The 26,635-nt window shown below is 48.9% G+C and carries 20 protein-coding genes; 11 read left to right on the forward strand and 9 right to left on the reverse strand.

Annotated features, from left to right (window positions below; all coding sequences use genetic code 11):
• Positions 1 to 75 precede the first annotated feature (75 nt).
• Positions 76 to 1,014, reverse strand: coding sequence for a nucleoside triphosphate pyrophosphohydrolase (mazG, locus tag IEY09_RS05670; protein WP_188870211.1), 939 nt, complete (start codon positions 1,012 to 1,014; stop codon positions 76 to 78).
• 430 nt (positions 1,015 to 1,444) lie between these two features.
• On the opposite strand from mazG, the gene IEY09_RS05675 reads away from it, so the two are divergent.
• The 3 genes from IEY09_RS05675 (at position 1,445) to IEY09_RS05685 (ending at position 4,977) form a co-directional block, all read left to right on the forward strand.
• Positions 1,445 to 2,539, forward strand: coding sequence for a UDP-2,3-diacylglucosamine diphosphatase (locus IEY09_RS05675; RefSeq protein ID WP_188870213.1), 1,095 nt, complete (start codon positions 1,445 to 1,447; stop codon positions 2,537 to 2,539).
• A 134-nt stretch (positions 2,540 to 2,673) separates the two neighbouring features.
• Positions 2,674 to 4,446 carry a bifunctional ornithine lipid synthase OlsF gene (olsF, locus tag IEY09_RS05680; RefSeq protein WP_479631608.1) on the forward strand — a complete coding sequence of 591 codons (1,773 nt, stop codon included), beginning with the start codon at positions 2,674 to 2,676 and terminating at the stop codon, positions 4,444 to 4,446.
• Positions 4,447 to 4,545: 99 nt separating this feature from the next.
• Positions 4,546 to 4,977 (forward strand): CBS domain-containing protein, encoded by a 432-nt coding sequence (locus tag IEY09_RS05685; RefSeq protein ID WP_055647269.1) that lies wholly within the window; start codon positions 4,546 to 4,548, stop codon positions 4,975 to 4,977.
• Positions 4,978 to 5,002: 25 nt separating this feature from the next.
• Here IEY09_RS05685 and IEY09_RS05690 read toward each other — a convergent pair whose 3' ends face one another.
• Positions 5,003 to 6,355: an NCS2 family permease gene (locus IEY09_RS05690; protein ID WP_037415303.1), complete on the reverse strand. Its 1,353-nt coding sequence runs from the start codon at positions 6,353 to 6,355 to the stop codon at positions 5,003 to 5,005.
• Between the two features lie 517 nt (positions 6,356 to 6,872).
• On the opposite strand from IEY09_RS05690, the gene torE reads away from it, so the two are divergent.
• From torE to torD, 4 genes are all read left to right on the forward strand, one after another.
• Positions 6,873 to 7,043: a trimethylamine N-oxide reductase system protein TorE gene (gene torE / locus IEY09_RS05695; RefSeq protein WP_011071462.1), complete on the forward strand. Its 171-nt coding sequence runs from the start codon at positions 6,873 to 6,875 to the stop codon at positions 7,041 to 7,043.
• Between the two features lie 26 nt (positions 7,044 to 7,069).
• Positions 7,070 to 8,248 (forward strand): pentaheme c-type cytochrome TorC, encoded by a 1,179-nt coding sequence (gene torC, locus IEY09_RS05700; RefSeq protein ID WP_011621843.1) that lies wholly within the window; start codon positions 7,070 to 7,072, stop codon positions 8,246 to 8,248.
• A 15-nt stretch (positions 8,249 to 8,263) separates the two neighbouring features.
• The gene (gene torA / locus IEY09_RS05705) at positions 8,264 to 10,753 is read left to right on the forward strand and encodes a trimethylamine-N-oxide reductase TorA (RefSeq protein WP_188870217.1); all 2,490 of its coding nucleotides are present in this window, start codon (positions 8,264 to 8,266) and stop codon (positions 10,751 to 10,753) included.
• Between the two features lie 67 nt (positions 10,754 to 10,820).
• Positions 10,821 to 11,450: a molecular chaperone TorD gene (gene torD / locus IEY09_RS05710; RefSeq protein ID WP_188870219.1), complete on the forward strand. Its 630-nt coding sequence runs from the start codon at positions 10,821 to 10,823 to the stop codon at positions 11,448 to 11,450.
• Positions 11,451 to 11,677: 227 nt separating this feature from the next.
• Here the strand turns inward: torD and torS are convergent, their stop codons facing one another.
• Complete coding sequence (gene torS / locus IEY09_RS05715; protein WP_188870221.1) at positions 11,678 to 14,731, reverse strand: TMAO reductase system sensor histidine kinase/response regulator TorS; 3,054 nt, start codon at positions 14,729 to 14,731, stop codon at positions 11,678 to 11,680.
• Between the two features lie 56 nt (positions 14,732 to 14,787).
• Here torS and torT point away from each other — a divergent pair, with 56 nt between their 5' ends.
• Positions 14,788 to 15,855: a TMAO reductase system periplasmic protein TorT gene (gene torT / locus IEY09_RS05720; protein ID WP_188870223.1), complete on the forward strand. Its 1,068-nt coding sequence runs from the start codon at positions 14,788 to 14,790 to the stop codon at positions 15,853 to 15,855.
• A gap of 28 nt (positions 15,856 to 15,883) precedes the next feature.
• Here torT and torR read toward each other — a convergent pair whose 3' ends face one another.
• Positions 15,884 to 16,594 (reverse strand): two-component system response regulator TorR, encoded by a 711-nt coding sequence (gene torR, locus IEY09_RS05725; protein WP_037430273.1) that lies wholly within the window; start codon positions 16,592 to 16,594, stop codon positions 15,884 to 15,886.
• A gap of 179 nt (positions 16,595 to 16,773) precedes the next feature.
• Between torR and IEY09_RS05730 the strand changes: the two genes are divergently transcribed.
• Positions 16,774 to 17,166 (forward strand): PilZ domain-containing protein, encoded by a 393-nt coding sequence (locus IEY09_RS05730; RefSeq protein ID WP_086024078.1) that lies wholly within the window; start codon positions 16,774 to 16,776, stop codon positions 17,164 to 17,166.
• A 95-nt stretch (positions 17,167 to 17,261) separates the two neighbouring features.
• Here the strand turns inward: IEY09_RS05730 and radA are convergent, their stop codons facing one another.
• Positions 17,262 to 18,626: a DNA repair protein RadA gene (gene radA, locus IEY09_RS05735; RefSeq protein ID WP_037415324.1), complete on the reverse strand. Its 1,365-nt coding sequence runs from the start codon at positions 18,624 to 18,626 to the stop codon at positions 17,262 to 17,264.
• Positions 18,627 to 18,728: 102 nt separating this feature from the next.
• Here radA and IEY09_RS05740 point away from each other — a divergent pair, with 102 nt between their 5' ends.
• The gene (locus IEY09_RS05740; RefSeq protein WP_188870225.1) at positions 18,729 to 21,107 is read left to right on the forward strand and encodes a PilZ domain-containing protein; all 2,379 of its coding nucleotides are present in this window, start codon (positions 18,729 to 18,731) and stop codon (positions 21,105 to 21,107) included.
• Position 21,108: 1 nt separating this feature from the next.
• Here IEY09_RS05740 and IEY09_RS05745 read toward each other — a convergent pair whose 3' ends face one another.
• Both IEY09_RS05745 and serB read right to left on the reverse strand, forming a co-directional pair.
• A complete protein-coding gene (locus IEY09_RS05745; RefSeq protein ID WP_144345725.1) occupies positions 21,109 to 22,095 on the reverse strand; it encodes an alpha/beta fold hydrolase in 987 nt (328 codons plus the stop codon).
• A 104-nt stretch (positions 22,096 to 22,199) separates the two neighbouring features.
• A complete protein-coding gene (gene serB / locus IEY09_RS05750) occupies positions 22,200 to 23,192 on the reverse strand; it encodes a phosphoserine phosphatase SerB (protein WP_188870227.1) in 993 nt (330 codons plus the stop codon).
• A 79-nt stretch (positions 23,193 to 23,271) separates the two neighbouring features.
• Between serB and IEY09_RS05755 the strand changes: the two genes are divergently transcribed.
• The gene (locus IEY09_RS05755; RefSeq protein WP_188870297.1) at positions 23,272 to 24,447 is read left to right on the forward strand and encodes a YtjB family periplasmic protein; all 1,176 of its coding nucleotides are present in this window, start codon (positions 23,272 to 23,274) and stop codon (positions 24,445 to 24,447) included.
• Positions 24,448 to 24,615: 168 nt separating this feature from the next.
• Here IEY09_RS05755 and deoD read toward each other — a convergent pair whose 3' ends face one another.
• On the reverse strand, positions 24,616 to 25,326 hold the full coding sequence (gene deoD, locus IEY09_RS05760; RefSeq protein ID WP_011071449.1) for a purine-nucleoside phosphorylase: 711 nt from the start codon (positions 25,324 to 25,326) through the stop codon (positions 24,616 to 24,618).
• 91 nt (positions 25,327 to 25,417) lie between these two features.
• Positions 25,418 to 26,632, reverse strand: coding sequence for a phosphopentomutase (locus tag IEY09_RS05765; RefSeq protein ID WP_069453334.1), 1,215 nt, complete (start codon positions 26,630 to 26,632; stop codon positions 25,418 to 25,420).
• Between the last annotated feature and the right edge of the window lie 3 nt (positions 26,633 to 26,635).

The following is a 26,635-nucleotide window of genomic DNA, read 5'->3' on the forward strand; positions in this document are numbered from 1 at the left end:
GGAAGCACTAGGACGGGGCAGTAGTATACCAAAGGTGTTGCCATTCGACAAACACCAATCCGGATAATTTGCCCTTTATCTTGGCTCGCCCTGTTTAACCTTATCCCAGTAGGCATCTAACTCTTCTAAGCTATGTTCTTCTAATACTTTATTATTTTGTCTTGCAAATGCCTCTACACCTTTAAAACGGCGCTCAAATTTAACATTGGCTTGGCGCAGCGCTTGTTCTGGGTCCACCTTTAAATGGCGCGCCAAATTCACCACCGCAAAAAATAAGTCACCCATTTCGGCCTGCACTTTGGCTTGGTCGAGCGTTGGCTGGTTCACCTCCGCCAGCACTTCCTCAATTTCCTCATGGATTTTTGCCACAACTGGCTCAAGCTCAGGCCAATCGAACCCAACGCGCGCGACCCGCTGCTGAATTTTGATAGAACGGGATAACGCTGGCTGTGCGCGCGGAATATCATCCAGCACAGAAACCTCGCTTGGTGAAGTCACCCCAGCCGCTAATGCCTTTTGTTCACGCTCGCTGGCTTTGATTGCTTCCCAATTGGCCTTCATCTGCTGACTACTGGCATCGGCCTCAAACGCGGCTTCACCAAATACATGGGGATGACGGCGGGTGAGTTTGTCGGTGATTTTATTGACGACAGTGCTGAAATCGAACCTGCCCTGCTCTTTACCTAGCTGGCAATAAAATACCACTTGGAATAATAAATCGCCGAGTTCATCGGGTAATTCGTCTAGGGCTAAACGTTCAATCGTGTCGGCCACTTCATAGGCCTCTTCGAGGGTAAAAGGCACTATGGTTTGAAAGGTCTGCGCCTTATCCCAAGGACAACCCGTTTGCGGATCGCGCAGCTTCGCCATAATCTTCAGTAGCGGCGCAACATCGGTTGCAGAAAGTGCTGTTGCGGGAAGCTCGTTTGGTGATGGCACTTTTGAAGAAGGTTCTTTGGTTGATAGCTCTGTTGCTGAAAGCTCAGTAGTAGAAGGCGTGGTATGGGAAGTCATGCAGATATCCTTTCAAGAGAGTCGACACAGGTGCAGGATGCGTAAACAGGAATACACTCAAGCTGAGTCGCAACTAAGGCTGTAATAAGGGCAATAAAGCGCTAATGATAAAGTAGCCAAGCTCAAAGTGCTATTTTGCGTCTGAGATTAGGTTTTAGTGAAGAAGATATGCCCATCCGAACTTTCAAAAACCAGCCAATACGCCTACCAAGATAGTGATGTGATGGACGCCTCAGCTTGCTGTATTATGCTAAGCTTGAAGCTAACAAATAGTTCAGGAGGTTTCCATCACATCACTATAGAATCTTGACTGGTTAACATCTGGTTAATCCACCCTGTTGTCATCTGCATGTCACTTAAGCTTCATCATTCAGTCAAAGCCCGTCACTAATCTCTAAGGCAGTCAACAGCCGCATAGGGTGAATATGAGATGACTGGAGCTAATTACAGGGGACTTGATCGCACGCTTATCGACGCACTTAAGACTCCCCGCAACTCTTCCCGTAACACTCCTTCCAACTCTTCCGACAATGCTCCATCCAGTGTTTACGACACTTCCTTCTCAACCCCACATATTGCCAACGCCAGCAACGCCGCAAATAACCAAACCATCACAGTCAACGCCCTTTGGCTATCGGATATCCATCTCGGTTGTAAGGATTGCAAAGCCGACTATCTGTTAAGCCTATTAAATACAGTGCGTTGTCAGCACTTGTATCTGGTCGGCGATATTGTGGATTTATGGGCGCTCAAACGCCGCCTGCACTGGCCCGAGAGCCACAATAAGGTATTGCAAAAGCTGATTGAACTGGCACAAAACGGCACTCAGGTGATGTATCTGCCGGGTAACCATGATGAGCTAATCAAGCCCTATGCAGAGCTTACGCTACTAAACATCAAGATTGCTCGCCAACATATTCATCAGGGAATTGGCGGCCACAAACTATTAATGCTGCATGGCGATCAGTTCGATGCCGATGTTTGCGTTGGCCGCTTCTACGCCATCTTGGGCGATCATCTCTACGACTTGTTGCTATTCCTCAACCGCAATCTCCATCGCCTGCGAGAGCGTTTAGGCTACCCGTATTGGTCACTCGCCAGCTATATCAAATCCCGCGTTGGCAAGGCGCAGACGGCTATCGCCCGTTTTCGCCAGGCCGTAGTGAATTATGCGCAGCACTATGATGTGGACGGCGTGATCTGCGGCCATATCCACCAGCCAGAGCTATCGATTCACGCTCGAGATAACCAATACAGTACGCCGGATAAACGCCAGATAGTCTATGCCAATGATGGTGACTGGGTAGAAAACTGTAGCCTGATCACCGAAACCTTAAACGGGGAATTACAGCTCTGCCGCTGGAATGAGCAACACTTAAACCTCGATATTCTGAGCAGTATTGTGCTGGCGAAAACGCCGCCCAAAGCGCCCATTCGAATGCCTACTCAAGCCTCAAAACCTATTCCCCCAACGGCCACAAACAGCCCCAAACAAACAGAAATCCAACCAAGGGATGTCGCCTAATCATGAATCAATTAACTCCTCATACCCCAAACACTGAATCATTAAGTCCTAACACATTAAGCGCCAACGCTTTAACTCAGAGCACGGCCAGCGGATCAGCAGCCATGCTAATGCCTACCTTAAAAGCCAGTACGATGATCTTTACCGTCGATAATGTGGTGGAGCAAAACCTGCCCGCCCTCAAGGACAAACCCTGGTTAGCCAAGCCGACTAAGGCCATGCTGCGTTACCTGTTGAATGAAAAACAATGTAACGAGATAGCCAATCAGTTTGCCTATCTGCAAGGGGTCGATTTTGTCGAGCAAGTGCTCGCCAGCTTCGATTTTAGCTTTACAGTGCCCGCCAACGAGGTCGAAAATATTCCCTGCGAGGGCCGCGTGGTGATCTTCGCCAATCATCCGATTGGCTCCCTCGATGCCCTCGCCCTGATTAAACTCATCAGCGAAATTCGCCCCGATATCAAGGTTGTAGCGAACGAGCTCCTGATGGCGCTCGAGCCTTTGCATTCGATCCTGCTGCCAGTGCGTAATATGACGGGCGGCACACCGAAACAGCACCTCGAAAAAATCCATCAGCATCTGCGCAATGAAGGCGCGGTACTGATTTTCCCGTCGGGGGAAGTCTCTCGACTGCGTCCGAGCGGCGTGCGCGATACCCAGTGGTACTCGGGCTTTTTAAAGATGGCGATTTCCTGTAATGCGCCGCTGCTGCCAATCTTTTTGGATGCCAAAAATTCTGCCACCTTCTACGGCGCCTCGATGATTTACAAACCCTTAGCCACACTGCTACTGGTCAAGGAGATGTTTAAACAGGCCAAACGTAATATGCCCATTCGTATCGGCGAGCTTATTCCGAATGAAGCTGTGCGCTCGATGGATTTTCCGCTAAAAACCAAGATAAAACTGCTTAAAAATCATCTGTATCGCATCGGTAAAGATAAAGACCCGCTGTTTATCACCCAAAGCGCCATCGCCCACCCGGAGTCGCGCCGAGAGTTGCAGGCCGCGCTGCAACAATGTGAACTCCTCGGTGAAACCCAAGATAACAAGCTGATTTATTTGTATCAGCATCAGGACAGCAACCCCATCATGCGCGAAATTGGCCGCCTGCGGGAAATTGCCTTTCGCGCCGTCGGCGAAGGCACGGGCAAGCGCCGCGATATCGATAAATACGATTCCTACTACCAACATCTGGTGCTGTGGGATAAAGAACAGTTTGAAATTGTCGGCGCCTATCGTTTCGCCAGCGGCGAGCAAGTGCTAAATCGCTACGGCGACAACGCCCTCTACAGCCAATCCCTGTTCCAATATGCCGATGGTTTTATGCCCTTTGTTAAACAAGGCTTAGAACTTGGCCGCAGTTTTGTGCAGCCCAAATATTGGGGCAAACGCAGTCTCGACTACCTCTGGTTTGGCATTGGCGCCTTCCTCGCTAAACACCCTGAATACCGCTACCTGTTTGGCCCAGTGTCCATCAGCAATCAACTGCCTGGGAGCGCGCGGGAGATGCTAGTGCATTTCTACTCCAAGGAGTTTGCGCCAGCAGAGCAGCTCGCGGTATCCATGTCGCCCTTTGGACTATCCAAGCAGCGCAAATTGCAGTTGGATGAAATCTATTCGGGCGAGGATTACCAAAGCCACTTTAAGCAGCTAAAACAAATGCTGGCGAGTATGGGCGCCGCGGTGCCAACCCTGTACAAGCAGTATGGCGAGCTGTGTAAGCAGGATGGGGTGAAGTTTCTCGCCTTTGGTATCGATGCCGATTTTGGCGACTGTGTCGATGGTTTGGTTCTGGTCGATACCCATAAACTCAAGAGGAAAAAGTATCAACGTTATATCGGTGCTCATTTACCTGAAGACTTACGCAATCCTTTGATGGCTGAAGATGGATCAGACGAGCAGGATTAAGCATAATCCTGTTTAAGGTATTGGCTAAATAAACATCGGTCTGTTATAAGTATCTGTAATACAGTGCATTAAGGATACATATCCTTGTAAGGGTTTATCATGCCGATCATTATCGCCGATATTATGCGTACCCGAGTCGTCACAGTCGAAATGGACGATCGTTTAACCGTGGCGAAGGAGATTTTCGAGCAGGCAAACTTCCACCATCTGCTGGTGGTGGATGAATATAAACTCGAAGGCGTGTTGTCGGAGCGCGACTTGTTGCGTGCTATCAGTCCGAATCTGGGCAGCAGCGCCGAAACCTCGAAAGATCTCGAAACCCTACAAAAACGCGTCCATCAAGTAATGACCCGCAATCCGGTGACCGTAGCGCCACATGTGTCGCTCGATGTCGCCAGCCGTACCTTGCTGGAACACAATATTGGTTGTTTACCCGTACTGGAAAACGGCGATCTGGTGGGGATAGTGACCTGGAAGGATTTACTACGTGCCTATTGTGAACACAATGAGGTGAATGAAAGCGAGTGCTAACGGCACTCGCTTTCGACTTTATAAACTAGATTGCCCAGCCGCCCATATAGAAGGCAACAAGGCCCAGCGTAATGGCGAGTACGCCTAACTTAAGTTGACGAATTTCACCGCTAAAAATACGGCCAACCACTAAAGTCACAAACCCGAGCATAATACCGGTCACAATGTTACAGCTGAGGATGATGAACACAGCGCAGGTTAAGCCCGCCATCGCATCGACCTTGTCATTAAAGTCCAGCTTAGTCACATTGCTGAGCATCAATAGCCCCACATACATCAGCGCAGGCGCAGTGGCATAAGCCGGCACCAAATAGCTGAGCGGAGCAAGGAATACCATTAGCAGGAATAATCCGCCCACTATGGTCGCGGTTAAACCCGTCTTACCGCCCGCCGCCGTACCCGCTGCCGATTCGATATACACGGCCGCAGGTGCGCCGCCAACGATACCCGCAAACATGCTGCTGACAGAATCCGAAGTTAATGCCTTGCCACCGCCAACGATATTATCGTCTTTATCCAGCAGATTAGCTTGACCCGCTACCGCACGGATGGTGCCGGTGGCATCAAAAATCGCCGTCATCACCAGTGCGAGTACAATCGGTAATACCACCGGATTCAAGGCGCCCATAATATCCATTTGGCCAATCAGCGAGTGCTCAGAGGTAAAATCAGGCACGGCGAATAAACCTTGGAATTTCACGCTTGGATCAAACACTAACCCGAACAGGGATAGGCCGATAATCACCAGTAAAATCCCGCCGGGTACGCCGCGACGCTCTAAACCAATCGTCGCCGCTAAACCCAGCACGGTCGCGATAACGGGCAGGCTGTTAATGTCGCCTAACTTCACGGGCAGACCCGCGTCATTGGCCACAATCAACTGCACACTGTTAGTGGCAATTAAGAGTAAAAACAAGCCAATACCTATGCCTGTACCATGGGCAATCCCCTTGGGTAGGTTAGCCAGCACCCATTGACGCACACCCGTAACGCTCACGATGGTAAAAATCACGCCCATCCAAAAGATGGCGCCTAAGGTGACAGGGATACTCATGCCCTGACCTAACACCAAGCCGAAGGCGGTAAAGGCGGTGAGTGAAATCGCACAACCAATGGCCATGGGCAGATTCGCCCAGAGTCCCATCAGCAGCGAGCCAAAGGAGGCAATTAAACAGGTAGCGACGAACACGGCACCAGGGTCGAATCCGGCTTTGCCTAACATATTGGGTACCACAATCACTGAGTACACCATAGCGAGGAAGGTGGTTAACCCTGCAATCACTTCTTGGCGAACTGTGCTACCACGTTGTTGAATTGAAAAAAAACGGTTCAGAAACGAACCAGAGGGTACGGCTGTTGAACTCAATTGCTCAGACATATCTTGTTATACCTTGTGATCTCTTAAAATAGGGTCGATACCAATTGGTTTTACCATTGGCGACGCCGGCTGCGGCAGATTAGAGCCCCAAATCCAATGACTTGGGTGAGAGATCCACATCATTCTCCTACATCGGGAAAAATCCATGATCTGCAAGCAGTGACGCTTTGCCCAGTTAAAATCACTTTAACCATGCAAACGCAGCCTTTGTTGGCCGCGGATAATACTGTAAACGCCGCCAGATAGCTAAGACCTCGCCTGCACTTCAGTAAATAATTAGCCAAAAAAGTCAAAATCAGTGTTTAAAAAAACACCTAAACTGCATATCAAACTGCCGATAGCGATCACAGAAATAAGATTAACGCTCTGTCAGTAAAACAAAAAATGATGGGATTTTTAAAATTTTCATAATTTTTCATATATTGTCAAAGCCCATTCATCCCAACAGGCAAGTCCATTCACATCTCCCCTTTATAGTGCTCCCATCAAAAATCGCTTTCGAACGGAGCTCTTCCCAATGACAAAGCCCACCATGCAAACATCGGATAAGTCCTCACGCAGCAATGAGTTAAAGGCGCTGGGATTCATCATTTTCATACTCTTTCCCGCACTGACTATCGCGGGGATCAGTCTCTACGGTTTCATCATTTGGATGATCCAAGCCTTCGGCGGCGTTGTCGGCCACTAATTCACTGATACTTTGAGGACGCTATTATGAAGTGGTTAATCAACCTCTGGCGCACACTAAACAAACCCACAAAAGCTCTCACCTTAGGCGCTGTCAGCATCAGTGCTTTTATCATGGGCATCATCTTCTGGGGCGGATTTAACACCGCATTGGAAGCCACCAACACCGAAGCCTTCTGTATTAGCTGCCACAGTATGGAAAGCAAGCCTTACCAAGAGTTACAGGAAACTGTGCATTGGTCGAATCATTCAGGTGTGCGCGCCACCTGCCCCGACTGCCACGTGCCCCACAACTGGAGCCGTAAGATTGCCCGTAAGATGGAAGCTTCCCACGATGTTTGGGGCTGGTTATTCAATACGGTCAACACCCCTGAAAAATTTGAAGCTAAGCGCCTAGAAATGGCGAGCCGCGAATGGAAACGTTTCGATCGCGACAATTCTCTGGCCTGTAAAAACTGCCACAACTACAACTCGATGAAGTGGGAAAGCATGTCACCACTGGCGCAAAAACAAATGAAACGTGCCGCCGAAATCGACCAAAGCTGTATCGATTGCCACAAAGGCATTGCCCACCATTTACCTGAAATGGGCACGGCCCGCGCACCCGAACTCATCGCCGAAGTGGGCGCAGGTGTCAGCTCAGTCGAAACCAACCAAACCTACTACAGCGCCCTGACTAAGCCACTGTTCTTTAGTGAAAAAGGTGACGTTGAAGCCGGTACCTTAAACGTAGCCACTAAAGTCAAAGTGCTCGAAACCCAAGGTAAGCGTATCAAAATTGGTATCGATGGCTGGCGTAAGAAAATCGGCGCAGGCCGCGTGATCTACATGGACTTTGGCGTGAACATTCTGTCGGCGCAGTTAAGTAAAGATGCAGCAGAAACCGAAGGTGTTATCCAAACCTTTGAAGAGAAAGAAGACCCCATGACAGGCCTGAAATGGCAACGGGTTGAAGCCCAAATCTGGACCGATAAGGATTACCTGCTCACCGAGCTGCAACCACTCTGGGGATATGCCCGCGATACGTTCCGCTCAAGCTGTAGTGTGTGCCACACCCAGCCAGATGAAGCGCATTTCGATGCCAATACCTGGCCTGGCATGTTCCAAGGCATGTTGGCCTTCGTGAACATGGACCAAGACACCCAAGCGCTGGTGCAGAAATATCTGCAGGAACATTCGTCAACCTTCGTGAAAAAAGAGCACTAATTCGGGAGTAATACCATGAACAGAAGAGACTTTTTAAAAGGCTTAGCCTCAACCTCTTTCGTTGCTTTAGGTGGCAGCTCAGTGTTAGCGCCCTTAAATGCGCTGGCCAGTACAGGCTTAAATGAAGACGAATGGCTGACCACGGGCTCACACTTTGGCGCCTTTAAAATCAAACGTAAAAACGGTGTGATTGCCGAGGTCAAAGCCTTCGATTTAGATAAATATCCAACGGATATGATTAACGGTATCCGCGGTATGGTCTATAACCCATCCCGTGTGCGTTACCCTATGGTTCGTTTAGACTTTTTACTAAAAGGCCATAAGAGCAATACTCAGCAACGGGGAGATTTCCGCTTCGTTCGCGTGACCTGGGATAAAGCATTAAAGCTGTTTAAACACTCACTCGATGAAATCCAAACCAAGTATGGTCCATCGGGCTTACACGCGGGGCAAACCGGCTGGCGCGCAACCGGGCAACTGCATTCCAGCACCAGCCATATGCAACGTGCGGTGGGAATGCACGGCAACTATGTGAAGAAAATCGGTGACTACTCCACCGGTGCAGGCCAAACCATTCTGCCATATGTATTAGGCTCAACCGAAGTGTATGCCCAAGGCACCTCTTGGCCGCTGATCTTAGAAAACAGCAACACTATCGTGCTCTGGTCAAACGATCCTTACAAAAACCTGCAAGTGGGTTGGAACGCTGAAACCCATGAGGCCTTCGCTTACCTCGCGCAGCTAAAAGAGAAGGTAAAACAGGGCAAGATCCGCGTAATAAGTATCGACCCTGTGGTCACCAAAACTCAGGCTTACCTTGGCTGTGAGCAGTTGTATGTGAACCCACAGACTGACGTGACGCTGATGCTGGCCATCGCCCATGAGATGATCACCCAAAAGCTTTACGACGATAAATTCATCCAAGGCTACAGCTTAGGCTTCGAAGAGTTTGTGCCTTACGTGATGGGCACTAAAGATGGTATCGCCAAAACTCCTGAGTGGGCAGCGCCAATCTGTGGGGTTGAGCCACACATCATTCGCGATCTGGCGAAAACCTTAGTTAAGGGCCGCACCCAAATCATGATGGGTTGGTGTATTCAGCGCCAACAACACGGTGAGCAACCTTACTGGATGGCCGCCGTCCTCGCGACCATGATAGGTCAAATTGGTCTGCCCGGCGGTGGCATCAGCTATGGTCACCACTACTCCAGTATTGGTGTGCCTGCAACAAATGCAGCGGCGCCCGGCGCCTTCCCGCGTAACTTAGACGAGAACCAAAAACCCCTGTTCGACAGCACCGACTTTAAAGGCGCGAGTAGCACCATTCCCGTCGCCCGTTGGATTGATGCGATCCTCGAGCCCGGCAAAACCATTGATGCCAACGGTTCGAAAGTAGTGTATCCCGATATTAAGATGATGATTTTCTCGGGTAATAACCCATGGAATCACCATCAAGACCGTAACCGCATGAAGCAAGCCTTCCAAAAGCTTGAATGCGTGGTCACTATCGATGTGAACTGGACGGCGACTTGCCGCTTCTCCGACATAGTGCTGCCCGCCTGCACCACCTATGAGCGCAACGATATCGACGTATACGGCGCCTATGCTAACCGCGGTATTTTGGCGATGCAGAAGATGGTCGAGCCGCTGTTTGAAAGTTTGTCAGACTTTGAAATCTTCACTCGCTTTGCCGCGCTGATGGGTAAAGAGAAAGAATACACCCGCAATATGAGCGAAATGGAGTGGATAGAAACCCTCTATAACGAGTGTAAAGCCGCGAACGCAGGTAAGTATGAGATGCCAGATTTTGCCACCTTCTGGAAGCAAGGTTATGTGCACTTTGGTGATGGCGAGCTGTGGACACGCCACGCCGACTTTAGAAACGATCCTGAAATCAACCCACTAGGCACGCCTTCTGGCTTGATTGAAATCTTCAGCCGTAAGATTGAACAGTTCGGTTATGACGACTGCCAAGGCCACCCCATTTGGATGGAAAAAGCCGAGCGTAGCCATGGTGGCCCGGGTTCAGACAAATATCCTGTGTGGCTACAATCTTGCCATCCGGATAAACGTCTGCACTCACAGATGTGTGAATCGAAGGAATACCGCGAAACTTACACAGTCAACGGCCGCGAACCCATCTATATCAGCCCTGTGGATGCCAAAGCGCGCGGCATTAAAGATGGCGATATAGTGCGCGTCTTTAACGACCGTGGCCAACTGTTAGCAGGCGCCGTGGTATCGGAACGCTTCCCTAAAGGCGTTGTGCGAATTCATGAAGGCGCATGGTATGGCCCAGTGGGTAAAGATGGCAGCGTCGAAGGTGGCGCCGAAATCGGTGCCCTGTGTAGCTATGGCGATCCAAATACTCTGACCTTAGACATTGGCACCTCGAAGTTGGCTCAAGCCTGCTCAGCCTATACTTGTCTGGTCGAGTTTGAGAAATACCAAGGCAAAGTCCCTAAGGTTAGCTCCTTCGATGGTCCTATCGAAGTCGAAATCTAACCGAGCCCACAAGGCGATGCGCCTAGTTAACTAGACGCATGCCACTGTTAATCTTGAGGAATATGCAATGAGCAACGTCGATATCAATCATGCCAGAGCCTTAGTGTATCAGCTGCTGTCTTCTCTGTTTGCCCGTGAAATTGATGAGCAGCGCCTTAAGCAACTCACCAGTGAGCAAGCGCAGCAATTCTGGACGCAACTGGGCTATGCACCCGAGTTTAGTGCGCCGGTGGCCAGCATACAAAAGGTGCTGAATGGCTTAACGAGCGATGAAGCCTTGCTCGAACTTGCCGCCGATTATTGCGGTTTATTCCTCGTAGGCACAAAGCACAGCGCCTCGCCCTATGCCAGCTTGTACTTGAGTCGCGAGGAAGAACCCTTGCTATTTGGGCAGCAGCATCAACAAATGAGCGAGTTTTTACACCAGAGTAAACTGCAAGTGCAGAGTCACTTCCCTGAACCTGCCGACCACTTAGCCGTAATGCTTGCCTATATGGGACACTTAACTTGTCACAGTGAAGATGCTGCCCAGTTAAGCTTCCTAAACGCTTGTATAGACTCTTGGTTATCAAAGTTTGTCGCTAAGGTCGTTGAGTGCGATAGCAAGCACCGCAATGGCTTTTACAGCGCTCTCGCCACGCTGACGCTGGCTTGGGTGCAGCAAGATAAACAGCAGTTAGAACAGGGAATGCATTAATCGCCATAAGCATAAAGCCCGATTAGCGTTACACCTGAGTCGCGTTAAACCTGAGTCGCATTAAGACTCAAAGTAATAACTCATGTCTCGTCCTGGAATAAGTTAACGAAATGCGGCTCCCATGGGAGCCGCTTTTTTATCACTCGATTTGCATAGATTAGGCAAAATACATGCAGTTAAAAACGACTCACTAATAGAGTTAACGTCTTGTCGCGAATCCTTTGCTGCTAATCCAGTGTTGCGAGCCACTGCTCAAGCGCTGTTATCGACGCCTGCCAGCAGGTGGTTAATTCAGCCACGGCTTTGCTATCCAATACATTTTCCCCTGTGGTGTTTAGTGCTTTCTCCCACTGCTGACAACACTGGGTCAGTGCTTTTAGCCCCATACTGGCACTGCCGCCCTTAAGCGCGTGCAATAGTTTTGCGCCCTCGCTGATATGCGCCACATAGCTTAGCGCCGAGAGTTGCTCCATTTGCTCAGTACTGGATGTTCGATAGAGCGTCAACATATCACTCACGGCTTTCACGCCTAAGACCTCAAGATCTTGCTGTAACTGTTTAAGATCTAACAAGGTTTCAGCTTGATGGTTATGGCAGGCCGGCTCAGCCTTATTTACCGATTGAAGCGATTGTGCCGAGTGCGGCGATGACTCACTTGGTGAAGCTGGTAGTGAAGCTGGCACACGCGCAACACCTAACCATTCTGTCAGGGTTTGCAGGCTCAAGGGTTTAGCTAACACAGTATCAAACCCAGCCTCCCGATAGAGGCTAAGATCCTCTGTCTGCATCTGCGCGGTAAAGGCGGCAAACTTCACCTTGTCATTGGCGAATAACGCCTTTAACTGGGGTAATAGGGTGAGTCCAGAGCCATCACTCAGCTGAATATCCAGCATCACGGCATCGAATGTCTTATCGCCACTTACATGCGCTAGCGCCTGCTGGCAACTGACGGCCAAACTGGAACTGTGGCCTAAATGCGCCAAAAATCCCTGCGCGACCATGGCATTGACCTTGTTGTCTTCAATCACTAACACCCGCTGGGGATTAACACGCTTTTGCACCTGAGTTTGCGTATCTAATGCCTTATCACATTGGGTAAAGCTCAGCTCAAAACCAAACTCACTGCCCTTGCCAGGTTCGCTCTTGACCCAAATTCCCAGCCCCTCGGCATCCATCAGTTCAACTAACTGTTTGCAGATGGCAAGCCCCAAACCTGTCCCACGGCTGCGCCCCTGATTAGGCAATACGCAGTAAGGCATAAATAATTGCTCGCGCACCTCGGGCGCAATCCCCACGCCGGTATCGGCCACCACAAAGGCCAACTTATCGCCTCGAACGCTGACATTCAGACTCACGCCGCCTTCGGGGGTGAATTTAATGCCGTTACCAATCAAGTTAAACAGCACTTGCCTCAGCTTAGGGCCATCGATATGAATACACGCGGGTAACTGGGGACGATTCAGCCTTAGGCTCAATCCTGCCAAATTAGCGCCCGCCACCATGATCGCCAGCACTTCATCAAGCAAGGCGTTAATATCCGTTGGCCGCGGTTCATTGGTTAGATTGCCCTGCTCGAGGCGGGAGAAATCGAGAATATCGTTGAGCACAGTTTGCAGCAGCGTGCCGCTGTATTGCGACAGCGCGAGCATCTGTTGCTGCGCTGGCGGTAGCTGGCTATGGCCGAGCAAGGTAAGAGTCCCGAGTAAGCCGTTGAGCGGAGTGCGAATCTCATGGCTCATGGTCGCGAGAAATTGTGATTTTGCCTGACTCGCCTCCTCGGCAACGATTCTTGCCTTAGCGTGGCCTTTGGCCTCTGCATCGAGTCGCAGGTTGGCTTCGGCCAATTCCTGCGTGCGCGTGGCCACGGTTTGTTCGAGGGCCTTTTTATGCTCGGTCAGCTCATCGGCGACCTGACGCAAATCCGTCTGTAATTTCAGGTTATGGGCGGTTTTTCGCTTAAATGCCTCGATGGCATTGGCCATGGCGGTCAACTCATCGTCACCGTGGGCATCGAGGCTCACATTGGTGTCCCCTAAACTTAAGCGCGACATGGCCTCGGTTGCCTGATTTAACCTCAAGGCAATGCCGCGATAGATCACCCGGTAAACCACCACACCGATGATCACCAACATTAAGATGCCCGTGCCCCACAGCCCCAAGCGGGCGTAAGACAACTGCATTAAATAATCACTACGCGCCAGCTCCGCCCGCTGTTGCTGTTGATTAAGCGCACTATCCACCAGCGTATTGAGGCTATAGAGTTTTTCCGCTAACTCCTGCTGCTGCCGCTGTTGCCGCTGCAAACTTTGACTCAGTTCTCGCTGTAATTTAATAATTTTGGGGGTATGGAGAAGAACAGCCAGTTCCGCCTTTAGCGCATTGAGCCTGCCGGGATCGCGTATCAGCTCAGAAACTGTCGTTAGCGCCATTAAATCGATACCCACCTCTGCCGCAGGCGAATCTGTGTTTGCGCTTGATGCCTGATCGATAGCCGTCCCTTGTTTTGGATGATTCTGCGCCATGGGGTGCGATGATGCAGTGCTGGCAAAGGTTGCCAATAAACGGGGAACACTCAATTGCAGCTCGGACTGTAATTCAGATGCCTCAAATAACTGACTGAGCAGCGCAATTTGATGCACTAACTTGAGCGCGCGATTGAGCTGTTCTTGGATATCGAGCTCACGTTCAATCACATCATCAAGCAGTTGCCCACTGCGTTTATTCCCCGCCATATCCGGGTAGGCTTGGCTGAGTTTTGCTAAAATCGCCGAGTCGACTACCGCCAATTCGGATTGCAATAACTCAGAGGCATGGGCTGCGGCAAGTGATAACTCACGGGCCCTAAGCTGCAACTCATCGCCCAAGGTAATGCGCTGGCCCACACTCTTACCCAATAAGGTTAATTGCTCGATGATTTGCCCAGCTAATACGGATAAATGATTATCTTCGTTCACATCAAGTGTTAGTAACACTTTGATGCTATTTAACATTGTGGCGCTTTCAAGGCTGAGCTTACGGCCGATAAATTCCCGCTGCCGCTCATCCTCCACTTGGCCTAACTGGGTCACGCCATCGGATAAGGCATTAGAGGCCTGCACTAATTGGCGCGCGGCTTGAGAGGCGGGTAAGGATTCTTCATACAGATAACTGTCAGCCTGCTTGAGCCAATGTAAACTCAGGCTACCTAAGCTAACCAGTAGCAACAGCAATACCCCAAGCACACCGAAGGCGAGCATGAGTCTGCCGGTTAAACTACTTCGCGATAAAGATAAAGGCGCCACACTTGTTCCTTCTGTTACAATGCCTTCGAAATGTTCACTGTGGATGATACGAGACAATGGGAAAATTTTGGCAAGCTTTGCTCACACTCACCACTTTTGGCCTGTTATGTTTATCGCCTGCCAATGCCAACAGCCAAACTTGGCCATTAGAGCAACGCCATCCCTTTAATGCCAAAATTCAGCAGGCGCAGGCGCTTGATTATCATCCTCTCACTAAAGCTCAACAAGCTTGGCGTCTATGTGTCCTCGTCCCTCACCTGAAGGACGCTTATTGGATTGGCATCGATTATGGCCTAATCCAACATGCCAAATTCCTTGGCGTATCTTTAGATCTGTTCGAAGCGGGCAGCTACTACCATCAGGATAAGCAACTCGAACAGTTACGCACCTGCATGAGCGGTGACTACGACGCAATTTTACTCGGCGCAGTGAGCCCCAATCTGCTCGAACAGTTTTCCGAGCCGCTAACCAAACCCGTGCTCGCCTTAGTGAATAAACTTAATTCAGAACAAGTGCAGACCCATATCGGCGTTAACTGGTATCAAATGGGGCTAAGCGCGGGCCATTTTATTAAGGCGGATGCCAAGGCACATACGCCAACCCAGCCGACCACTTTGGCTCTCTTAGCCGGCCCCGAAAACCTCGGCGGCACCGATTTAGTAGAGCAAGGGATTCGTCATGCGCTTGAAGGTAGCAATGTTAGCATCAGTGCGATTCAGCACGCCGATAACAATCGCAATCTCTACCGCGATCAACTACAGATACTGCTAAAAGCCCAGCAGCCTAACTATATTCTAGGTAGTGCGGTGGCGATAGAAGCCGCCGTTAGCACCCTCAAACAAAAACAGCTGACACAAGATATCAAGCTGGTGAGCAGTTACTTATCCCCCGCGATTCTGCGCGGCTTGATGCGGCAAAAAGTGGTCTACAGCAATGATGATTTGGTCGTGTTGCAGGGCAAACTCGCCATTGATGTTACGGTAAAACAGCTCGAAGGCGCCGCGCCTTTTGGCGATATAGGTCCAGCTATCGTTGAGCGCACCACCTCAAAAAATACCCTGTCGGCACTTGGCTTTAGCCTTGCCGAAGCGGATTTTTATCCCTTGTATCAAGTGCGCCCTTGAGCGCTTAACACAAGATCTAAGTTAGAGATCAGTCATCCACCTTAGCGGCAAATAAATACCCCTCACCATGGACAGTGACAAAGAGCTCGGGATTGAGCTTATTACGTAGACGGCGGATAATAACATCTATGGTTCTGTCATTCACATCATGATTGCGATGACTGGTTTGCTGCATTAAGCGCTCGCGAGAAAGTACCTGCTGCGGATGCAAAGCAAAGGCGGTTAATAACTCAAATTCGGCCTTAGTGAGCTTGATAAGCTCCTCCCCTTGCCGCAGCTTACGACTATTTAATTCAAGCTGATAGCCTTCAAAACTTATCAAATCATCGGGCTGTGATAATTCCTGCACTAGCGCCTGTTCGGCTTGTTTTACCAAAGAAATCCGCCAAAGCAGATTTTTTACCCTCACCAATAGTTCCCGCAGTTCGAAGGGCTTAGTCACATAATCATCGGCGCCCATCTCCAGGCCAACGATTTTATCAATCGATTCATCACGGCCAGAGACTAAGATAATCCCCACATGGGAGCGGCTGCGTAACTCGCGGGTTAAACTTAAGCCATCGACCCCAGGCAGGTTAATATCTAACATAATTAAATCGATATGTTGACGATTAAACTCGTACCACATTTGCTCGCCATCGGCAGCCTCAATCACACGATAACCTTCCTTTTCAAAGTATCCCTTCAATCGCGCACGAATAACCGCTTCATCATCGACAACGAGCACACTATAGGCCATGTTCAACTTCTCTTATTTTGCTTAACTGAATTATTCATACTTTTTCATATTTGCATATGAAGGAAAGGTAAAATATGCGATCTACATTACTTTATTGCACAAAAATCTGCCGAGCTTTTACACTCTCCTCAATATGACATATGCTTAGGCATATTGATTGGTGTGGGCGCTAACAAACTATGAAAGATAAAGAATTAGTGATTGATGAAAGACGACATTTTTCACGGATCCTCTTTGCCGCAAGTGCGTCAATACACCAAGGCGAAAAGCAATGGCAAACCTCAATATTGGATCTCAGCCTAAATGGCGCTTTAGTGGAAGAACCCGCAGGATTTAGCCATTCAGATGAGCCTATCATCCTTAACTTTACTCTGCAGGGCTCGGATATTGAGCTGCAAATGGAAACTGAGTTGGTGCATCAACGTAATCACCAACTAGGGCTTAAATGTAACATTATCGATGTCGACAGCATCAGCCACCTCAAACGCATCGTTGAGCTTAACTTAGGCGATGCCTCAATTCTGAACCGTGAATTGGCGCTCTTTGTCGAAAAACATCATTCCGCCGATTAAACACCACGGATAGTGATTGCACGGATAGTGATTGGGTACGGGCTTGACTCCCGAGAAAAAACAAACAGCGCTTAAGGCGCTGTTTGTTTTTTAGATTAGATTGCTTCAAGGGCTTCTGATAGCTTGGAAACGCCCACCACTTCCATTCCCACTGGCGGTTTTTTCGGCACGTTCGCTCGAGGTACTATTGCTCGTTTAAAACCATGCTTAGCGGCTTCGACTAAACGTTCTTGCCCATTTGGCACAGGTCGAATTTCGCCAGATAAGCCCACTTCACCAAACACCACTAAATCACTCGGTAAAATATCGCCACGAAAACTCGATACCATAGCCAGTAGCAGGGTTAAGTCGGCACTGGTTTCGGTTACTTTAACCCCGCCGACCACGTTCACAAACACGTCCTGATCCGACATTTGTAAGCCACCGTGGCGATGCATCACCGCAAGCAACATGGCCAAACGGTTTGCATCCATCCCCACTGCCACGCGGCGCGGATTGGACATGGCAGAATTATCCACCAGCACTTGCAGTTCAACCAGTAACGGGCGCGTACCTTCCCACACCACCATGACCAAGGAGCCCGAGGATTCTTCCTCGCCGCGGGAGAGGAAAATTGCTGATGGGTTAGCCACTTCCTTCAAGCCACGTTCCGTCATGGCAAATACGCCCAGCTCGTTGATCGCCCCGAAGCGGTTCTTGTGGGAGCGCAAAGTACGATAACGGCTGTCGCTATCCCCTTCAAACATCACCGAGCAATCGATACAGTGCTCGAGCACTTTTGGCCCGGCGAGGCTGCCATCTTTGGTGACATGACCCACCATAATAACAGCAATGCCATTTTGCTTGGCGAAACGGGTTAGATAGGAGGCTGATTCACGTACCTGCGACACGCTGCCGGGACTCGACGCTACATCGCTCATATGCATAACTTGAATAGAGTCGACAACGATGACTTTTGGCGATTCTTTCAGGGCGACTTCGCAGATCAGCTCCACACTGGTTTCGGATAACATCCTCAGTTTATTGGTCGGTAAGCCAAGACGATGGGCCCGCATCGCCACCTGTTGGAGCGATTCTTCCCCAGTAACATAAAGCGCGGGCATTTGCTCGGCTAAATGACATAGGGTCTGAAGCAGCAAAGTACTCTTACCAGCTCCGGGATGGCCGCCAATCAAAATCGCCGATCCAGGCACAATGCCGCCTCCAAGTACCCGGTCGAGTTCACCAAAGTGGCTCACTATACGTGGCAAGGCATTGAGATCAATTTGGTCTAAGGTTTTGACTTCGCTACTGCCTGCACCAGCGTAACCGGCAAACTGAGTCCCCCGTCCGGGCGAGGCAGCACCTAAGCGCACTTCAGTTATCGTATTCCACTCGTGACAAGCACTGCATTGCCCTTGCCAACGGGGAAAATCCTGTCCACACTCATTGCACACGTACGCGGTTTTATTCTTTGCCATAACTTATTAAAATCTGTATAAAATCAATTTAAGTAACTGTGAATACTGCCGACATTAGACTAACACAGCACACATAAAATCAGCATTAGAAAAGACCACTACATGAGTTTAGATAACCATAGTGCACTCATAGAACAACTCAAGCCGCTGCTCATGGAACCTAACTTCCAGGAGATTTTCCAGCAGCTGACTGTCGATGAAAACAATTCCACCCGTTTTTTATTAAAAATGGAGTTGAATCGTTTAGCTTCGCCCTGCACGCGGATTATTGACCTTAGGGATAAGTCAGAGTTGCCCTGTAGTGAAGTCATGCTGGGTCAGCAGCGCCATTTTCTCGACGAGCCAGCTAAACATAGCCTGCAAGAGGCCATGTCCTTATACCGTAACAAATACACTTTAGGCGTATATGAATACGTCATCGCCGCCCATCAACTTCGGCGACAAAAATTACGCCAGGTGACACAACAAAGCGATACCGCCGAACTCGAACCCTTTATGGTGCCAGGCGTTGTGCTCGGCAGTTATTTTAATCGCACTGAAGAGCGAATGAATTACAGTATCCGCATTGCCGTTTCCCAACCAGGCAGACCTGAAATGCCGGGGATCACCGTCGATTTATCCATTGGTGGTGCGCGCATTCGCTTGGCGGCGAATCATCCTTTTGACCTCGATAAACCGCTAAAGGTAAAGCTTCTCGAGCTAAGTGAAGAATATTATTACCCCGATCTACAACTTGGAGTCGATTACCACATTGTTGATAGCCAAACTAATGGTGAATTTATTTGGTTAAGATTGAAGCGTATTGGTGGCACTGATGCGCTAGGCGAGATGCTGGGCAATTTGATTCGAGGCTATAAACTCCGTTATAAACTCGATGTTAATGACGTATTAGTAACCGCATCCGGCCTTGGATTCGAGCGTCATTATCTGCCGCATTTGCCACATTTACCGTTATTTTTGAATCAACAAACCCAATCAATTAGCCATATGCTGCTGAGTCGAGATAATCAGCAGATAGTGCATTATTTTCAAGATGAGAACGATATCAGTCAGTTACCAGCAATGCTGACATCAGCACGGCTTTCTGCGCTACTTAGCCATCCCGAAAATCCTGACTATGGGTTATTTTTTACGTTTACCTACAACGCCCAAGGCTGCTTGTATTTTTATTCGGCTACCTTAGCCGAATTAAAAGCTAAAGGCTTGGTATCATTGTTTTTAGGTTTTGCTTCAACCAAACCAAGCTGGCGTATTTTCAAACTGGTTCCAGATAAAATTTACCATGCTAAAGGCTATCGCCGAGCGACATTACCGGGAGATGATGCTAAATACAGCCCGCTGGTGGAGCAACAATTAGCCCAGTTCAGCCATATGCTACAACTTATCGATCTGACCAACGAGGATGAAAGAGCGACCTATAAAGCCTGGCAAGACGATAGTAATGCGAATGCGCTAAAAGCTTTCGGCCAGCAACGGCTCAGCACCCACCAAATCAAACCGATTGCAATGCAATTTAGTGAGCGGCGGCAGGAAGCACGCTTCGCCTTTAAAACCTTAGTCAATGTCTCGCAGGGAGGCCTAAAAGCAACAGGAATAACCTTAGATATCTCAGGTCGTGGCATGCAGCTCACACTCGACAATCCCACGGCGTTTGTAACCAATAAACCCTTAATGATCAGTTTACCTAAACTGCAAACCATTGCCGGCAAAACTCAACTCGAGAATTTACCCTACCGCTTAGTTCGAACCCGTAAGAATGGCGTCACGTTACATTTAGCCGCTGTCATGGGCCATACGCCCCATGTCGGTGTCGAGTTTTTAAACAAATTAATCGCCCACAATAAAGAAAAGCTAGAACAACTCACTGAAAATAATAGTGAAGCAAACGAGCTTGCTGATGGACTTAAAAATATCCTATTACGCGAACTCCATTCTGTGCCCTACTTTGTTGAAAAAACGACTAAATCAGCACAAGTGGCTTGCTTAGGCGTCAGTACTGAACATGATGAAATTAGTGATATTTTTGCCGCAGGTTCTTCAGATACGTTGCAATATAACCTCGCTCCGCTGCTCAAGGATGGTTTTTTTAAACGGGATATTCTCGAGCCCATCCGCCAAATGAAACCCCAGCAGGATATGGATTTTATTGAAGTCTTTATTCAACTGACGCGTCAGTCTCGCGGCCGATTCCATTTAAAATGTATACCCGCTATTGAAGTCGGTGATGCTCAAGCTAAAGTCGCATTTATCACCCAAAGTAAATTGGCTGGACGCTTTATGGCGCTACGAATTTATCGAGGTGCCACCGAAAAACCGGATATGGGGTATCTGCGCCGCGAATTGGAATATATCAATATCCATGCAAATCACAGGGCAAAACAACTTGAAGATCAGCTCTGGCGCATTATCGGTGTAGGTGAATTGCTGGATATCACCCAAGAAGTGGAATTAAGATACCCAGTGTTACATAAACAGGCCTAACTTATTCCTCGTCTTTTAATACCGCGAGTTCAAAGCCTAAATACCAATCGCGGATCAGCGGAAAATGGTCACTCATCGCATCCAGATGAGTCAGCATATCCGCATGGCCATAGTCGTGTTTAAAGCCGTTCGCCTTTGAGAGCAAAGTGAATTTCACTTGGCGAAAGCCACACTCAGAGATCATATCGGCGACATCTTCAGGATGCCCAAGCACAGTATCGTTTTGCCCCGCTATAAACCAAGCGACGGGCCAGTTGGCTACCTTCGCCGCCTTGGCATAATCAAAACCGTCATCGTGATCGCGCCACTCACCTCGCACCCAATCGATACTTTGATTCAATGACGCCCGGCTCTCGTTATCCATACCGACACGCAGTTTATCGGCGGCGAGATATCCCTGCCCAACCGCTAAACTTGGGGCAAGGCGATTCCAAAACACATCGACCATCAACCATTTTTTGAAAGATTTGACGCGAATAGTGCGTTTACTGCCGAAGGTGAGTAGTGAACGCACACTTTGCTGCAGTTCAGGGTAACGCGCTAAGGCGCTCGCCATCAACACGCCACCCCAGGAATGGGCGCACCAATGCACACGTGAGGGGGATATTTTCCCCTGTTTCTGACAGGCCTGATTATGAATATTCAAAATATACTGCTGTACTAATGGCAATTGCTCACGGATCACCTCACCTTGTCCTAAGGTAAAATCTCGACTGATTTTTGGTAAACTTAATCCTCGTCCAGCGGTATCGAGCACATAAACCACAAAACCCGCCTTAGCAAGAAAACATCCCAAACCACGACCGCTCTGGCTGTAAAAAACTCGGCCATTTGACATAGCGCCATGCAACATCAGGATCGGCGGTTTAGAAAAATCAGCAGTAGTTGGCAACAACTGGCGCAGGTGTAACTGTCCATCCCGATAAGGAAGATAGAGGGAGGTTTGTGAAAGTGTTTGAGCAGAATGCTCATCTGGAGTTGAAGTCAAAGTCAGTCACTGGTAGTCCATTAATGAACACTAAACTACCAGTTAAGCCTCAAAAAACAAGAGTCATTACTCTAATGTCACCACATAGTCGACTGAGTCACTTATTAAAACTGCAACAGATAAGGCAATACTCTAAGGTCCAAACTACGGATCCGAGCATCTGCTGCGGCGGCAAGTTTGGGCTTGGCATGGAAGGCAATCCCAAAGTCAGCCGCCTGCACCATAGGAATATCGTTAGCACCATCACCGATCGCCACACGTTGCCCCACTGGGATTTGCCATTCTTGGCTACAACGGTTGACCACATCGGCCTTAAACTGGGCATCGACGACTTTTCCGGTGACGGCTCCCGCCAGCTTACCGTCCGTTATGACTAATTCATTGGCAAAGGCCGCATCTAAATTCAGCAGCTGTTTTAAGTGACCAACAAACGGCGTGAAGCCTCCTGAAGCCACAATGAGGCGCCAATGATGCGACTTAAGCTCGGTCAACATGGCCTCAAGACCCGGCATCAATGGCAAAGTGTCACACAAGGTTTGAATAATCTTGGCATCGGCGCCCTGAAGCTGGGCAACCCTTTGGCGCAGACTCTGCTCAAAATCGAGCTCCCCCTGCATCGCGCGCTCAGTGATCGCCGCCACTTGCTCGCCGACCCCAGCCATCGCGGCAAGTTCATCGATACATTCAATTTGGATCGCGGTAGAATCCATGTCCATCACCAGTAAACCGGGCTCGCTCAGTTTAGGTAATGGGCCATGAATTAAATGTAACTCTACCTGAGATGGACAGGTTGCTAACAATTCGGCACTGGGTTCTACAGGAAGCGCTAATTCGACGCAATGCAGTGCCACTTGACGACGAATAGGTGCAATGGAGAGCATGGTTAATTTGAGACTTTCAGCCAGAGAAACAATCCAAGTCGCAAGAGAGTCTTCGAGACTTAAATCTTCGTAAATCAGACGCATAGCAAATCCACTTTGGGATGGCCGCGTAGACGATTCCTGATAAGCCTCGAAACTGAGCCCCTGATATTCAAAACGAGGTAAAGGGTTAGCTGCTAACCATACAAACAGCGGATTTTGGTTCAAGCTTTCCATAGGACTCGTGTTCTCCAGCTATCGGGCTCACGCAGAATCAATTATGATTAGGCAAGCGCTCTCATTATTAAGGGTCAAAGTGTTATATCTTAAAGGGCTAAAGAAAAGCCATAAAATCAGTAGACTGCTCCAAATCGCCATCGCCTTGACCTTGATGGTCGGCTTAGTGCAATTGTGGCAAACAAGCCTACTACAAGGTCAGCTGCTTCTAAAGTCCCAAACGCAAAAGATGGCCAGATTACTAGTGCAGCAAACAGCCTATAGCGCCGCGCCCGCCCTACAATTACAAAATGATGAGCAACTCCAGTGGCTCGCCAGCGCCCTAGTTGAAGATCCTAAGGTGATGTCGGCTGCAATATTTAGCGATCAAGGAATACGCTTAGCCTTTGCTCAAAGCCTGACTAAAGATGCCTTAGATCCCGAATCAGAAGAAATGAGTCTGCTACTGAGCAAATATCCGCCCTATGTTGAACCCGTGACTCAGGATGGCAAGAATTTAGGTTATGTCGAGGTTAGGCTCGATACCAAACTATTTTTTAATGAAATCAAAGAAGCGCATAACCTGAATATGGAGCAGCAACAAATAATGCTGCTGGTTGCAGGCCTAATAGGCATGTTGTTATCCCGCGCTTTATCTTTTAAACGCGCCGATTTTGACCGTCGCCGCACCCGCGCCAAATTGCGTAAAAACCCTAAAAAGAATAAAGCGATAAAAGCCCCTGAAGCGGCTGAGGAATCGAAGTCTGCGGGTCATCAGGATGAGCAGTTGGATGAAGTCATCGCGAGTGATACAGAGGCCGCTCAAAAGCCGACAGAAAATAAAGAAACCGAAGAAAATAAACAAACTACAGATACTTTGCCTTTAGGAAAAATCACAGAAAACGCTAAAGTGCCGGATGAAAACAGTAATCAAGCCAGTATTCAGCCTAAAGTGAAGAAGGCCAAAGCCATTACAGAAACAAAAACTGAGTCTGAGCAAATGCCAGAGCAAGTGTCTGATCTGAAAACTGAGTTAAAACCAGAGATAGCTCCTGAGATGGGAGCAAAGGATGAATCATCATCCAACACTATGCCTCAGTCTAAAACGCAGTCGACGCAAGCTGTTGCGTCGGCCACAGAGCCACAAACCTCAGTATCCACACCGAATAAACCTAAGGTTAAATCGGTCCGCCGCGTGAAGACCAATACCTCGAAATCCTCTGCGGAGAAAGTCCCTGTTCAACCGAGCGATTTAGACACAGACTCAACGGGTTAATTGAAGCGTCTCAGGTCAAACTGAGGCATCTTTGGTCTGCGCCGCATTACAGGATTTTATCCATCGAACATTTGGCAGCACGGTTTAGCAGGCTAATCTAAAAGAAGACAGGGTAATAAAAAGGGTTCGCAATGCGAACCCTTTTCTTATGACTGCATTAGCAACACATTACAGCGTAATTGCAGCGTCTAATGTCATCACGATCATATCGTTGAACGTGGTTTGACGCTCTTCAGAAGTGGTTTTTTCGCCAGTACGGATATGGTCAGATACCGTTACCACACACAATGCACGGGCACCGAATTCATGGGCAACACCGTATAAACCAGCGGCTTCCATTTCTACGCCTAACACGCCCATTTTTTCCATCACGTCAAACATTTGTGGATCAGGAGTGTAGAACAGGTCGGCAGAGAAAACGTTACCAACACGGATCTTAGTGCCTTTCACTTTGGCAGATTCGATCACGGCATTCATCAGCTCGTAGTTCGCGATAGCAGCGAAATCTTGGCCTTTGAAACGTAAACGGTTAACTTGAGAATCGGTACAAGCACCCATGCCGATGATCACATCGCGCACTTTAACGTCAGTGCTGATCGCGCCACAAGTACCCACGCGGATCAGGTTCTTAACGCCGTAGTCTTTAATTAATTCGGTTGCATAGATTGAGCATGAAGGAATACCCATGCCTGAACCCATAACAGAAATACGTTTACCTTTGTAAGTACCAGTAAAACCTAGCATGTTTCGAACGTCAGTCACTTGCTCAACATTTTCTAAGAATGTTTCAGCGATATATTTTGCACGTAATGGATCGCCTGGAAACAGAACTGTCTCAGCGAATGCGCCCTCTACAGCATTAATGTGTGGTGTTGCCATCGAAATAACCCCTGTTTATTTTATTAAGACTTAAGTCTTTGTTTACTGGCGGCCCAATGTTGGCCGCCAAATCGAGATCTTGCACGTTTACTTAGATAAACGACTCACCGTATTCCATCGGCTCAAGCTTGAAGTAGCTTGCGATAGATTGGCCGATATCGGCGAAACTGTTACGGCGACCGAGTGAACCGGCTTTCAGCCCTGCGCCATAGGCCAATACAGGCACATATTCACGAGTATGGTCCGTACCTTGCCATGTTGGGTCGCAACCATGGTCAGCGGTGAGGATTAACAGATCGTCCTCATCCAGCAGCGCCAGCATTTCAGGTAAACGCGAGTCGAAATACTCCAGCCCTTTAGCATAACCTGCCACATCACGGCGGTGGCCATAGTGGGAGTCAAAATCAACAAAGTTAGTGAATACGATAGTATTTTCACCCGCTGATTTCACTTCGGCTAACGTTGCATCAAATAACGCTTCTAAACCGTTTGCCTTCACCTTTTTGGTGATGCCACAGTAAGCGTAAATGTCGGCAATCTTGCCCACACTCACCACTTCACCACCGGCGGCTTTTAACTTATCTAACACTGTCTTCGCTGGCGGCTCGAGGGAGTAATCCTTACGGTTACCAGTACGAGCAAAGTCGCTTGGGCCAGTACCATCGAATGGACGCGCAATCACGCGGCCAATGTTATAAGGTTCTAACTCTTCACGAGCGATTTCGCAAAGACGATATAAATTTTCTAAGCCAAATGTGCCTTCATGGCAGGCAATCTGGAATACAGAATCTGCCGAGGTGTAAAAAATTGGCTTGCCAGAGCGCATATGCTCTTCGCCTAATTCTTCCAGAATAGTAGTACCAGAAGCATGGCAGTTACCTAAAAAGCCATCGAGTCCCGCACGGGCCAAAATCTTATCGGTCAGCTCTTTAGGGAATGAGTTTTGGTGCTCGCTAAAATAGCCCCATTCGAATAATACGGGTACTCCCGCCATTTCCCAGTGACCGCTCGGGGTATCTTTACCCGAACTTAATTCCTGAGCGTGGCCATAGGCACCAATCAGCTCAACATTGTCCGCAAAGCCTGGTGCAAACGCCCCAGTACTCTCCATCGCGGCATGGGCTAACCCTAAACGGGCCAAGTTTGGCAGAGCTAATGGGCCTTTACGACCAGTATCCGCTTTACCTTCGGCGCAGGCTTTGGCGATATGGCCAAATGTGTCAGAACCTAGATCCCCAAACTTGGCAGCGTCACCAGCAGCGCCCACGCCAAAGGAATCCAACATCATTATAACTGTACGTTTCATAAT

Source organism: Shewanella xiamenensis (assembly GCF_014647135.1).
Taxonomy (GTDB): domain Bacteria; phylum Pseudomonadota; class Gammaproteobacteria; order Enterobacterales; family Shewanellaceae; genus Shewanella; species Shewanella xiamenensis.

What these genes read in the sequence shown, in the direction of transcription:
- mazG (WP_188870211.1), bottom strand. Translation starts at nt 1,014, where the DNA reads ATGACTTCCCATACCACGCCTTCTACTACTGAGCTTTCAGCAACAGAG.
- IEY09_RS05675 (WP_188870213.1), top strand. Translation starts at nt 1,445, where the DNA reads ATGACTGGAGCTAATTACAGGGGACTTGATCGCACGCTTATCGACGCA.
- olsF (WP_479631608.1), top strand. Translation starts at nt 2,674, where the DNA reads ATGATCTTTACCGTCGATAATGTGGTGGAGCAAAACCTGCCCGCCCTC.
- IEY09_RS05685 (WP_055647269.1), top strand. Translation starts at nt 4,546, where the DNA reads ATGCCGATCATTATCGCCGATATTATGCGTACCCGAGTCGTCACAGTC.
- IEY09_RS05690 (WP_037415303.1), bottom strand. Translation starts at nt 6,355, where the DNA reads ATGTCTGAGCAATTGAGTTCAACAGCCGTACCCTCTGGTTCGTTTCTG.
- torE (WP_011071462.1), top strand. Translation starts at nt 6,873, where the DNA reads ATGACAAAGCCCACCATGCAAACATCGGATAAGTCCTCACGCAGCAAT.
- torC (WP_011621843.1), top strand. Translation starts at nt 7,070, where the DNA reads ATGAAGTGGTTAATCAACCTCTGGCGCACACTAAACAAACCCACAAAA.
- torA (WP_188870217.1), top strand. Translation starts at nt 8,264, where the DNA reads ATGAACAGAAGAGACTTTTTAAAAGGCTTAGCCTCAACCTCTTTCGTT.
- torD (WP_188870219.1), top strand. Translation starts at nt 10,821, where the DNA reads ATGAGCAACGTCGATATCAATCATGCCAGAGCCTTAGTGTATCAGCTG.
- torT (WP_188870223.1), top strand. Translation starts at nt 14,788, where the DNA reads ATGGGAAAATTTTGGCAAGCTTTGCTCACACTCACCACTTTTGGCCTG.
- torR (WP_037430273.1), bottom strand. Translation starts at nt 16,594, where the DNA reads ATGGCCTATAGTGTGCTCGTTGTCGATGATGAAGCGGTTATTCGTGCG.
- IEY09_RS05730 (WP_086024078.1), top strand. Translation starts at nt 16,774, where the DNA reads ATGAAAGATAAAGAATTAGTGATTGATGAAAGACGACATTTTTCACGG.
- radA (WP_037415324.1), bottom strand. Translation starts at nt 18,626, where the DNA reads ATGGCAAAGAATAAAACCGCGTACGTGTGCAATGAGTGTGGACAGGAT.
- IEY09_RS05740 (WP_188870225.1), top strand. Translation starts at nt 18,729, where the DNA reads ATGAGTTTAGATAACCATAGTGCACTCATAGAACAACTCAAGCCGCTG.
- serB (WP_188870227.1), bottom strand. Translation starts at nt 23,192, where the DNA reads ATGGAAAGCTTGAACCAAAATCCGCTGTTTGTATGGTTAGCAGCTAAC.
- deoD (WP_011071449.1), bottom strand. Translation starts at nt 25,326, where the DNA reads ATGGCAACACCACACATTAATGCTGTAGAGGGCGCATTCGCTGAGACA.
- IEY09_RS05765 (WP_069453334.1), bottom strand. Translation starts at nt 26,632, where the DNA reads ATGAAACGTACAGTTATAATGATGTTGGATTCCTTTGGCGTGGGCGCT.